Genomic DNA, 12,181 nt, shown 5'->3' on the forward strand with positions numbered 1-12,181 from the left:
TATGATTGATAAGGAGCGGGTTTTAAATGGGAGTGAAGCGCTTTTTCTTGAAGCAGGGATAAAAAGCATTACCATGGATGATATTGCCCGGCATCTGGGGATCTCCAAAAAAACAATTTACCAGCATTTCAGGGACAAAAACGAACTTGTTACTGCTCTTGTAAAAAAGCGGCTGGCCGATGATGAGGCAATGCTTTGCTCAATTATTAGTGACACTGGTAATATGATGGATGAGATGGTTGAGCTCACCAAATGTACAGGGGAGATCTTTTCGAGGGTAAACCCTGCTGTCTTGTTCGATCTGCAAAAGTACCATCATGAAGGCTGGATGTTATACCTGAAATTTAAAACAGGCTTCATGGTAAATATTATCGGGAAGCTTTTAAAAAAGGGCATCGATCAAGGGTATGTCCGTCCCGAAATTGATACCAGAATAATTGCCATTATGCGGGTTAACCAGATTGAACTTGGTTTTAACGCCTCCATATACCCGCATGTCGAATTTAATTTATGGGATGTTCAGCTGCAGCTTTTAAACCATTTTAACTATGGCGTGTGTACGCTCAAGGGTATCGCCGTTTTAAATAATCCCAACTGAGGGTTAGCGTTGAGGCCTTATAGTCCGGATACCATTTTCGCCTGCAATAATTGCCCTGCCGGCCATTTGGTAAAATAAGGAGTGTTCAACAACACCCGGTATCATTTTAACCAGGGTATTTAATTTAACCGGTTCGGGTAGCTCAGTAAATTGTACATCGATCAGCATATTGCCATTATCAGATATCAACGCACCATCTTTTTGTGTGCTCATACGCTGGGTAAGCGTAGCCTGAGGAAACAGGGTTGCCAGTTTTGCCAGTACAATTTGTAAGGCCTGGGGTAATATTTCTATAACCAGGGGATATGTAGCGTTAAGTTGGGCTGAGAATTTTCCCTCATCGCCCAGCAAAATAAATTCATGCGCCATTGAGGCAAGGATCTTTTCGGTAGTATGGATGCCGCCGCCGCTTTTCAGTGCGTTTAGTTCGCTGTCAAACTGGTCGCAGCCATCAAAATAGATATCGAGTTTATTAAGCAAGGCAGGCGACTGAATGCGCAACTCATGTTTGCTTAACAACTGGGTTGTTTTGAATGATGATGAGGTAAATATTAAGGAAGCCGCAAGCTTACGATCCTGGGCTAACATATTAACCAAATGAGCTATGGTGCTCCCGGCTCCCAAACCAATAATTTGATTGGGGGTAATCAAGGTTAAAGCGGCTTTAGCTGCTTCCAGTTTATAATCCGTCATGGCGCTAAGATACAGCACCCGCCGCTAATAACCTTTGTTAATTTACTCTTTTAGTCGTCTATGCCCTCCCACAACTGACTATGTGCTGTTGATATGATATGCTTTTTCATGTTATTGTTTATTTAATGATTTTAACCTTCTTTAATAATGAAGACGAATCAAAACCGGGAACATTTTAAAACAGCATAAATTTTTTGTAATCTGTTAGGATGGTATTATCGCATATCAAAATACACCACGTAAGTCTTAAAACCTGATTATAAAAACAGCGTTAGCAGATGTGACGCTAATTTTGCCCTCAGTATTTTTAAAGAATTGTTTACCTGCTTTCTAACAGTTAAGGGGCTTATTTCCAATATTTCGGCAATTTCGTTGTGCGACAGGTTTGAATCCCTGCTTAACTCAAATATCAGTTTCATTTTTGGGGGTAAAGAGCTTACTTCGGCCTTAATCAGGGCAATGAGTTCTTTATTTCTTAAATTTTCATCCGTGGTAGATTCACAGGTGTGCTCAAAATTAATTAGTGAGGTAATGTAATTGGCTTTTACTTTCTCGTGCTTAAAAACATTTAAAACCTTGTTCCGGATAGCGGTACATAAATAAGCTTGTAAACTGCCTTTAATATCAATTGATGTCCTTTGGTCCCATAAATGGATAAAAAGCTCCTGTAAAAGATCTTTAACGGTATCCCTGTCCGGCAATCTTTTATACGCATGCTGATATAACGCTCCGTAATAGCGCGAATGAATCGCCGTAAAAGCAGATATATCATCTTGCCTTACCAGCGTTATCAAATCGTCGTCACTATATTTACCGTACAAAGCCATTAAAGTTTACATTGATTATAATTTGCAAGCGATATTTATTGATTGCTGACCATTGAGGTCGGGGATAAACGAATCGCCTGAAACGGGGCCCTTGTTTATCTATTGTATAATTGTTATTACAAATTAAGAGGACTGGAGTGATTTTAAGCGCTAAAGTTCTACGCAACCGTTTGCGTTAATTTGGGCGAATCAGCTTTAACAAAAAGTTTCTTGCCCTCAATGCAAGCGCTATGTCGCTTTAATCCGCTGATTAAGAGCGCTATTTTTAACTGATTGGTAAAGATTTTACCGTCGGGGTAATTAATACAGGCTTTCAATAACAACACTTCGCGGTTATAAAACTCAAAAAACATATTTATGAGCCTTGTTGCGATAAACAAACGTTTGCGTTGAATTTATTTGTGACAAATTCTTATATCTGAAAGCATAGACGATGTCGATCCGGCGACTTGAAATAGCTGAATATAAGTAAGTGTTCAATAAGCTTTCTTACAATCACAACAGGTGATACCTTCCCCGTTTTATGATCCGGTAAATTATTTTTACTTTTTTTTATTTTTATCTACTCCCTCCCCCCGGTTGTAGTTGTATATGGGGTAATAAGGATGATATATCCTTTAACGATTATGCAACCACAAGACATTGAAAATTTAATAGAACGGTATAACAGCGGCATGACTACTCCGGCAGAGAATGCTTTGGTTGAAAGCTGGTATTTAAAATACAAGCACAGCGATCCTTATTTGTCGCAGGAGCAATTGGAAGAAGATCAGAAAGAGAGCCTTGATAATCTGCTGAATGAAATACAGGGAAGGACAAAAAGGATACAATTATCGCGTTGGGCAATAGCTGCTTCAATACTTTTTTTTATGGCGGTGGGGGGATACTTTTTTATCATTAATAATAATTCCCGCCGGCAAATAGCTGAAGTTAAGCCTCAGAAACAGGATGTAGCCCCCGGCGGAAACAAAGCCATATTAACATTAGGGGATGGGAGTACCATTGTATTAAATGGTGCAAAGATTGGAAAACTCGCACGTCAGGGTAACATCGTTATAAAAAAAGCCGCCGACGGCCAAATTAGTTATAGGGATGTTGTTGTGGACTTCCATCCGTCAAAGAACATTATATATAACACCGCAGCTACGCCGCAAGGCGGGCAGTATCAATTTATTTTGGCCGATGGTACTAAAGTATGGTTAAACGCATCGTCATCAATAAAATACCCGGTAGTTTTTAATGGTAACGAACGTAGGGTAGAACTTACCGGCGAGGCCTATTTTGAAGTTGCACACAATGCCAAAAAGCCGTTCAAAGTTATCTCAAACGGGCAAACAGTAGAGGTATTAGGCACCCATTTCAATATCAATGCTTACAATGATGAACAGGCTGTTAAAACTACCCTGCTCGAAGGCAGTGTAAAAGTATCAGCAGGGAAAGTGAGTAACATCATTAAACCGGGCCAGCAAGCAAGGTTTGACCACGGCCTGATCGATGTTATGAATGTAGATGCGGATGAAATGGTCGCTTGGAAAAATGGATTTTTCTTTTTTGAAGACAATAATATTCAGGAAGTAATGCGGCAGCTTTCGCGCTGGTATGGTGTGGAGATCAGATATGAAGGGCAATTACCCTCACGGCGGTTTTCGGGCGAAATTTCCAGGAACGTCAATCTGTCACAAATACTGGATATTCTGAGCTTCAAGCAAATACATTACAAAATAGATGGGAAAACAATTATTGTAATGAATTAACATCTGTAATTAACCAATTATTCACCTCAAAATAAAAGGAACCATATGGAAAAATAAATACACATCCGGCCTTCAAAATTTAGGCCCATCCCCATAAGGTTAACTCAAAAAAAACGCATCCCGAGGGCAATCGGAATGCGGATAAATGTTGAGTTAACCCTCCCCGCAAAACGGGAATATGTTTAGTGTCTCTAACTATCTGTTAACCCAACTCAGCAAAAGTATGAAATTAAATGCTTTTTTAATGGCCATGCGTTGTCCGTGGCCGCGCAAAATGTTATTAGTTATGAAATTGACTACCTTGATCATGTTAGTTGCCCTTCTTGAATGTAGCGCAAAAGTGTATAGTCAAAAAATTAACCTGGATGAAACAAATTCCTCACTGAAAAAAGTACTTAACCAGATAAATAAACAAACAGGATATGTGTTTTTTTATGATTCAAAAGATGTACAGAATAAAAGTGTAACCATTCATCTGAAAGATGCCTCAATAGACGAGGCTTTAAAGGAATGCCTTAAAAATCAGTCCTTAACTTATAAAAAGGTTAATAACAATATTGTCCTTCAGCAAATTGAAAAGGCTGTTGATAACGTGGTTACCAGTTTAAATGTAAGCCCGGTTAAGATAAGCGGGCAAGTATTTGATACCAAAAACATACCCCTGGCCGGCGTGACTATTTCAGTAAAGGGAAGTCAAGCCATCGCTATATCCGACGCCAGTGGTAAATTCAACATAGAGGTGCCGGATGGGAACGCAACACTCGTTTTTTCATTTGTTGGCTATGTGAAAAAAGAATTGCAGGTTACTCCCGGTACACCTATGCTGGTAAAGATGGAAGCCGATGTAAGCGGGCTCAGCGAAATAGTTGTGGTTGCCTATGGTACACAGAAAAAAGAAAACCTGACAGGTGCAATAGGTGTAATTAAATCATCTGCACTTGAAAACCGCCCTACATCTTCCCCCGCCAATTTGTTGCAAGGCCTGTCGCCGGGCGTTACCGTTACTACGCAAGGTAGTTATCCCGGCGCAAGCGCTAATATTAAAATCAGGGAATCCTCCACCTGGCAGGGCGGAACAGACCCGCTATACGTGATAGACGGTTTTGTAAGGGATGCAACAACATTTTCTACCATTAACCCGGCCGATATCGATAATATCAGTATCCTGAAAGATGCCGCATCAACCGCGATTTATGGTATCAGGGGCGGTAACGGTGTTGTTTTGATTACAACAAAACATGGCGTAGCCAATAAAACCTTTATATCCTACAATGCATCATATACCATGAATAACCGTGAAATTACACCGCGGAGAATGAATGCTTTTGATGCTTATACTTTTGCCAATGAGGCATTTGCCCAAAAAGGTTTGCCGGCAAACGATCCAAGTTACTATACGCCTGATGAATTAGATTATTTCAAAACACATTCGTACGATTGGTTAAAAGATACTTGGCGTAATCCCTGGAATACTTCACATAACTTAGCCGTAAGCGGTGGTTCGCAAGCAGCCAGGTACTACATCTCGGCAGGTTATTTCCAGCAGGAAGGGGCAACCTCAAATTCCTTCCGTAAATATAATTTAACAGCAAAAATAGATGGACAAATCTCTGAGCGGTGGAGCTATAATTTAAATATCCAAAGCGAATGGAATAACGGCAGCCGTCCGTTCTGGGCCTATGATTATGGGGATTTCAATTTGTCGAACATGTACAACAGGTTGTTAATGGTAAATCCCGGCCGGCCGTCTTTTATTAATGGCCTTCCTGTTGGCAACTTTGATAATACTAATACCGCCAACCTGGCAAAGGGAAATGGTGGTTACACCAAGCCGTCGGGTAATAATATCACCCCGGTTTTTCAACTGAAATATGATATCCCCGGCATAACCGGACTATCAGCAAAAGGTACTTTCGCCTACAATACCACCAATAATTACACCAAAGCATGGCGTAATGCACCTTACATTTATTATTTCCAAACCGGTGGCGACCATAACCACATCGTTACCGATAAGTTGGATTTAACACGATCAGGAGGCTATCAGATATTAGATCAGGCCCAGATTTCCGGAATTGGTGCACCTACAGAATTGCAGGAGTCATATTCGCAGTCATCTAATTACCAACTGGATTTGATGTTGAATTATGACCGATCTTTTGGCCTTCATAATATCAGCGCGTTTGCCGGCTATGAACAATCGGCATACCGGGGCCATTATTCAAACATCTGGGACGATAATTATAGTAACCCTAACTATCAGCAAATTAACGGCGGATCAACCAATAGCACCGACTGGTACATCAGGGGCGATCAGAACCAGCCTACAGGCTTCGCTTCCTATTTTGGCAGGGTCGACTACAATTACGCCTCAAAATATTTGCTGGGCTTTACCATGAGGGCTGATGGCTCTTATATTTTCCCGTCAAATAAGCGTTGGGGATATTTCCCGGCCGTTTCAGCAGGCTGGAATATTGCCAATGAAAACTTCTTCGCAAATTATACTAAAGTCCTTGATGTCTTGAAGCTGCGTTTCTCTTACGGTATAACCGGCACAGATAACACCGCTCCATGGCAGTGGCAACAAACCTACAACTTTAACGCAAACTCAGGTATTTATATAGGATCCGGGCTTCCGCCTTCAACAACGTTGGGTTCAACTATCAACCCCAACATCACATGGGAAAAAAATCATAACTACAACCTGGGTTTAGACTTTGGCATGCCAAAAAGAATCCTTACCGGAACTGTTGATTTATGGTACAAAAAAACTACCGATATCCTTGGTGCACGTGTAGCATCGGTCCCAAGTACTGTTGGAGCAAGCTTGCCTGCAGTTAATTATGGAATAGCATCGGCACGGGGTATTGAGCTATCTCTTAGTCACGAACGGCACATCAATGACTTTTTCTATCGTGTGTCTGGCAACTGGTCATATTCTGCCAACAAATATCTGAAGGTTGACCAGGCCGCATCAGTTCGTGGTTACCAGAATTTGATCGGACAGCCAATCAACGGGGTTATATGGGGTTATGTATCCGACGGAATTATCAGAACCCAGCAGGACGTAGATAATATTTTAAAAGCTAATGGTCCTAATTTCACCATATTTGGTAGCAAGCCACAGCCCGGGATGTTGATGTACAAGGACATCAGGGGGCCGCTGGGTACTGATTCGCCTGATGGGAAAATTGATGGGAACGACCAGCAGATCATTTCAAAAAACGGGATACCGCGTGTTAATTATGGCTTCAACTTTACATTCGGCTGGAAAGGGCTTAACCTCACCGCTGTATTTGCCGGTTTGGGCCGTTACGACATTATGCCTACCGATGTTTACTACAGACGGCCTTTGCCTGGCAATGATAATTTAACCATCTGGAAAAGTGCATGGACTCCGCAAACAGCCTCTAGCGCCACGATGCCAAGTCCTATCATGACCGACTGGCAAGGCACAAGCAATAGCGAGGTGTCATCTACATTCTGGTTAAAAAATGGCGCTTTCCTGCGGTTAAAGTCCTTAATTGTTGACTACAGTTTGCCGGCAAGCTTGTTGGCGAAAATAAAAGTTAAAGCTGTGAAAGTTTATTTCAGCGGCGAAAACCTGTATCAATGGAACCATGTAAGCGATTGGGACCCTGAACTGGGCGGCGATTTCAGAATGTACCCGGTATTAAGAGGGTTTACCTGCGGGCTTAATGTAACACTTTAAACATTAAATTATTAGATCATGAAACTTAAATTCAATATACTATTCGTTTTATTGGGGATGATTGCTTTAACAATATCCTGTAAAAAGGTATTTGATGTTGATCATCCGGGAGGCCCAATTACGCCGGAGCAGGAATGGGGCAGTCCTGATTTTGTAAAAGGATATGTAACCGACTTCTATAATATTTTGCCTTCCTGGAACAGGAACGAAGAACTGGCCGGCGAGGCTTATTCTGGCGGCAGCGGCGGAAACGGCCTTAACTCTTTTCTTAAAGGCACCTATACAAGTCAAAGTGGTTACCCCGACAGGGTTTGGGACTGGGGAAGGGTAAGGTCTATCAATAACTTTTTTGCAAATATTGATAAAAGCAAATCTGCTTTATCCGATGCCGATTATAAAGGCCTGAAAGGCCAGGCATACTTCTTCCGCGCGTATTTATACTATAGGATGGTAAAAGTATTAGGAGGGGTACCGATCATTACAGCGGTTCAGGACCCAACGGCCGACATAAATACTTTACTGGTAAAAAGGAATTCATCACTTGAGTGTTTTGATTTTATTGGCAAACAGTTGGATAGCGCAATTAATTTATTGCCGGCTACCTGGGGCTCAAATGATATTGGCCGGGTTACCAAAGGTGCGGCTATGGCAGTAAAAGGCGAAGCCCTGTTATTAAAAGCAAGCCCTCTGTTTTGCAAAACACCTAATGCCACTTATTGGAACGACGCTTATAGTGCTTTGTTGACTGCTAAAACTGAGTTAGACGCTGATGGTTATGGCTTATATACCGATAATACTGCAAAACCAAATGAAAACATGTGGTATGATAAGGCAGGGGCTGCTAAGGAAATGGTTTTGAGCTTACGTTACCATTATCCCGAAAAAACAAATGGCTTTCAACAAGGGCAAAGGCCTTTAACTGAAACCTCTGGCGCTGCAGGCTCCTGTGATCCTACCTGGGAGATGGTGCAGGCTTATCCCATGAAAAATGGTCTCCCAATTTCCGACCCGGCTTCGGGATATGACCCTGCAGAGTTTTGGAAGGACAGGGATCCGCGCTTCTATCAAACAATTGTATACAATGGCGCCAGGTATGATTTTGCGGACATAACACCACGTGTGCAATGGATTTTTAACACGATAGCCGGTGATGATGCGTACAAAGCTACACCCAATTATAATATCACGGGTTTTTATTGCCGTAAGGGGATTGATACCACATTGGGTTCAAGCGTTTGGAACCGCCAGGCTTTTGATTGGCCTATCATCAGGTATGCTGAGGTTTTACTTAACCTTGCCGAGGCTGCTAATGAAGTACAGCACCCGGCCGAAGCAAGGGCCTATATTATTCAAATCCGCCAAAGGGCCCATATCACAGCAGGAGCAGGAAATTATGGATTGGCTGCCTCGGTTGGTTCTGATTATCAGGCCACGTTGAACGCTGTTATGACCGAACGGGCTATAGAGTTTGCTTTTGAAGGAAAACGATTTTGGGATTTAAGGCGCAGGCGGATGTTTAATGTACTGAATAGCATGGGTACGCTGCACGCTTACGGGCCGTACTTTAACAGCGCAGCTGCATCCGCTCAATATGGTATTAATATTACGCAAAGTAATAGCGGGATTGCTGCACAGCTTTCTAACCTGATAGTTAATTCACCGGCATCGTTTGATCGTAACGCTTTTCTTAAGGCTATTACCAATTACAAATATGAGCCGATAGATCCTGGTGCCACCAGTCAAATCAATATACCCGATGCCTATTATTTCGGTCCTATTGATCCGCAGTATATTTTACAAAACAAAAATCTGCAGCAAAATATAGGATGGGATAGCGGAACATTTAATCCGGTAATACAATAGGTGCCGAATGTGTTTTATTTTTTAAGTGTACTTCCGGTAATGAGACTACCTGAGGTTTAGTTGAAGAGGCGTCCCTGTATGGTGGTACAGGGCGCCCTCTTTTATCATTGATCAGAATGCGGTGCTTAGAAATTGGAAATGCTTTTTAGTTGATTATATATGAGTTTTTATAACATGATAAATAAATTGAACACAGGTTTTTTAGTTCTCCTGGCGTTCAGTATGATGCTGGTAATTCATCCGCAGGCAAACGCACAAACCATTACTTTAAACACAAAGTTTGTTACGCTTAGTATAAACAAACGTGGGTTTATTACCAGTATTAAGGATAAATCATCCCATAAAGAATATTGCCCTGCCGGTAAAGTTTCTGCATTGCTTAGTCTGTACAAAGGCGAAAACTATATACTGCCGGTATCTGCTGCATTTAACACGCTCAATAAGCGCATAACGCTACACTATCCTAATGGTTCGGTGGCAACGGTACAAACTGATGAAAAAGGGGAGTATGTACGATTGAAACTGGTATCGCTTAAGCCGCGAAACGGGGTTGATAATATCGTTTGGGGCCCTTATAAATTAACTATCTCTAAAACAATTGGAGATATCCTGGGCGTAGTAAGAGATGATGATTTCGCATTTGGCATACTTGGTTTAAATGACAATACTACCAGCGGCCCCCCAACAGGAGGCGACATGTCTTTCATGTACTATTTTATTCATTCGCCTGATCCGCTGAAATACCCCTTGCCTCCAAACCTTAAGGAAGGTCAAACTTTCACAATCGGCGGAGATGGGATAAATGATGTGGCGTTTTATTCACATCCGGAAGAGTATTACCGGATGAATTACGGAAACGGAGCAAGACTTGAACCCGCTTTTGGTTCTACAGTTTGCATGCACTCAAGAGACCGCAGAAAGGAACAAATGATACGCTTCCCGGTGTTACCCGATAATTTGGATGGGAAGGTAAATTCGGCCAGGTACCAGTTGGTGCCGCCGGTAAATGCCGATTTTATCGGATCTTCGGTTGCTTTGCTGGCCTGCCCCGATTCTGTCGGGCTCCGCACTATCGAACAAATAGTTTTAAAGGAAGGGCTGCCGCATCCCGAAATTGATGGTCAATGGATCAAAGACCCTAAAGCATACCGCCCTGACATTGCGTGGCATGGCGCTCATGACAGCCTGATCACCTATGCTCATCAATTAGCCATCAAAGGAATACAGGACGAAGGATGGGGCGAATATTATCCCAACCCACAAAATCGCTGGACCAACAGAAAAATAAATTTCAACAACGCAGCTCCCATGAACATTCCGGACTATGGCGCATTGATGAAAAAAAATGGGATCAGGTATGGACTGCATACCCTGTGCGAGTTTTTGCAGCCTGATAATAACAGCGATGTAGCCCCGGTACCAAGCGATAGCCTGGCCATTATGCAGCGCACTTCTGTAACCAAAGATCTTACTGATCAGGACACGGTTATAACGGTGGCCGACAGGGCCTATTTCAACGAGTACGGCGGATGGGAAGGTAACCATACCAATGTGCTGAAAATAGGGAAGGAACTGATAGAATACAATGGCATTAGCGAGAGCAAGCCTTACACCTTTTTACATATCAAAAGGGGGCTTTACGGAACAAAAAGAGGTGCCTATAAAAAGGGTACCACAATAGTAAAGCTGCAGCCTAACTGCTATCGTGGTTTTGTTCCGGATATGAATTTGCAAAAAGTATATGCGGATTATTATGGCAAGTGGCTAACAGAAGGAGGGATGGATTATATTGATTTTGATGGCCTGGAGAGCTGTATGTACCAGGGGCAAGGGCAGTACTCCTTTAAGCAGTTTTTCAGAAAATTATTTGATAGCTACGCAAAAAATGGAGGTGATTATCTCCGTGTAATGGGGAGCGCGGTTTATGAAGGCAACTGGCATTATATGAGCGTTTGCAATGTTGGCGGCGGCAATAATATGTTTAATCCGGTATTGAACCAATGGGGAATAGAGGGAAAAGATATGCGATATGTTTTTGAGAGCAGTTATTTACCTGCAACATTCGGAATAGTTGATCTGCACAGTGAGTGGAGTTTATACGATGCTGAAAACCTGGAAGCCAAATCAATTGGATGGAACGCAACCTACATGCTTGGTTTGAGCCAGCATGCTGTTGAAAATTGCCCGGAAAAGAATAATATTTTCAAGGCATACCGCGCCTGGGAAAATGCCAGGGCATTGAATATTTTCACCAAAACACTAAAAGAGCGTTTAAAAGATTTAAACTATAAATTTCACCTGGTGCAAAACGGAGAAAAGTCTTTTGTTTTATATCCTGTACGTGAAACCCGCTTTCCTGACCAGCAATACACTATCGAAAAAAATACCTGCCGGTTAAATAATGAATTTGATGCGCAGCCGCTGGATTGTGCGATACGGATATCATCAACCGAAAAAGATGGGTATGCTGATGGCATCAGGATCACTTTTCAGGACGGTACAGAACTTTCAATCGACAAAAAAATTACCAATGGCGAATTTATTATCCTGAAGGATAATGCTTGCTATGTAGCGGATAAGAACAGAAAGAAGATCGCTGAAATTCCAGCCCAGGGCAATTTGACACTTCCGCATGGAGCATCATCAATCCAGGTTAGCGCCCTGCATAATAGCAATCAAAAAGTAAATATGGAACTGCTGGTTTCATCTGTAGGACCGGGCATAAAACTTTGAT

The 12,181-nt window shown here is 42.1% G+C and carries 7 protein-coding genes; 5 read left to right on the forward strand and 2 right to left on the reverse strand.

The genetic code is table 11. The features are described 5' to 3' along the window. Nucleotide 1 precedes the first annotated feature (1 nt). Complete coding sequence (locus ABIC84_RS02675) at nt 2-598, forward strand: TetR/AcrR family transcriptional regulator (protein WP_426587022.1); 597 nt, start codon at nt 2-4, stop codon at nt 596-598. A 3-nt stretch (nt 599-601) separates the two neighbouring features. Here the strand turns inward: ABIC84_RS02675 and rpiA are convergent, their stop codons facing one another. Together rpiA and ABIC84_RS02685 are read right to left on the reverse strand one after the other, a co-directional pair. Further along, a complete protein-coding gene (gene rpiA / locus ABIC84_RS02680) occupies nt 602-1,291 on the reverse strand; it encodes a ribose 5-phosphate isomerase A (RefSeq protein ID WP_426587024.1) in 690 nt (229 codons plus the stop codon). Nucleotides 1,292-1,548: 257 nt separating this feature from the next. Continuing rightward, nucleotides 1,549-2,118: an RNA polymerase sigma-70 factor gene (locus ABIC84_RS02685; RefSeq protein WP_426587026.1), complete on the reverse strand. Its 570-nt coding sequence runs from the start codon at nt 2,116-2,118 to the stop codon at nt 1,549-1,551. 626 nt (nt 2,119-2,744) lie between these two features. Here ABIC84_RS02685 and ABIC84_RS02690 point away from each other — a divergent pair. From ABIC84_RS02690 to ABIC84_RS02705, 4 genes are all read left to right on the forward strand, one after another. Next, the gene (locus ABIC84_RS02690) at nt 2,745-3,872 is read left to right on the forward strand and encodes a FecR family protein (protein ID WP_426587028.1); all 1,128 of its coding nucleotides are present in this window, start codon (nt 2,745-2,747) and stop codon (nt 3,870-3,872) included. A gap of 286 nt (nt 3,873-4,158) precedes the next feature. Beyond that, entirely contained in the window at nt 4,159-7,584 is a 3,426-nt protein-coding gene (locus ABIC84_RS02695; RefSeq protein WP_429262580.1) for a SusC/RagA family TonB-linked outer membrane protein, read from the forward strand. An 18-nt stretch (nt 7,585-7,602) separates the two neighbouring features. Next, nucleotides 7,603-9,447, forward strand: coding sequence for a RagB/SusD family nutrient uptake outer membrane protein (locus ABIC84_RS02700; RefSeq protein WP_429262581.1), 1,845 nt, complete (start codon nt 7,603-7,605; stop codon nt 9,445-9,447). A 174-nt stretch (nt 9,448-9,621) separates the two neighbouring features. Next, nucleotides 9,622-12,180, forward strand: coding sequence for a hypothetical protein (locus tag ABIC84_RS02705; RefSeq protein WP_429262582.1), 2,559 nt, complete (start codon nt 9,622-9,624; stop codon nt 12,178-12,180). Nucleotide 12,181: the final 1 nt, after the last annotated feature.

It is taken from the genome of Mucilaginibacter sp. 3215 (assembly GCF_050433785.1).
Classification (GTDB): domain Bacteria; phylum Bacteroidota; class Bacteroidia; order Sphingobacteriales; family Sphingobacteriaceae; genus Mucilaginibacter.

Excerpts from the sequence above, each read along its gene's own strand:
- ABIC84_RS02675 (WP_426587022.1), top strand. The coding sequence starts at position 2 with ATGATTGATAAGGAGCGGGTTTTAAATGGGAGTGAAGCGCTTTTTCTT.
- rpiA (WP_426587024.1), bottom strand. The coding sequence starts at position 1,291 with ATGACGGATTATAAACTGGAAGCAGCTAAAGCCGCTTTAACCTTGATT.
- ABIC84_RS02685 (WP_426587026.1), bottom strand. The coding sequence starts at position 2,118 with ATGGCTTTGTACGGTAAATATAGTGACGACGATTTGATAACGCTGGTA.
- ABIC84_RS02690 (WP_426587028.1), top strand. The coding sequence starts at position 2,745 with ATGCAACCACAAGACATTGAAAATTTAATAGAACGGTATAACAGCGGC.
- ABIC84_RS02695 (WP_429262580.1), top strand. The coding sequence starts at position 4,159 with ATGAAATTGACTACCTTGATCATGTTAGTTGCCCTTCTTGAATGTAGC.
- ABIC84_RS02700 (WP_429262581.1), top strand. The coding sequence starts at position 7,603 with ATGAAACTTAAATTCAATATACTATTCGTTTTATTGGGGATGATTGCT.
- ABIC84_RS02705 (WP_429262582.1), top strand. The coding sequence starts at position 9,622 with ATGATAAATAAATTGAACACAGGTTTTTTAGTTCTCCTGGCGTTCAGT.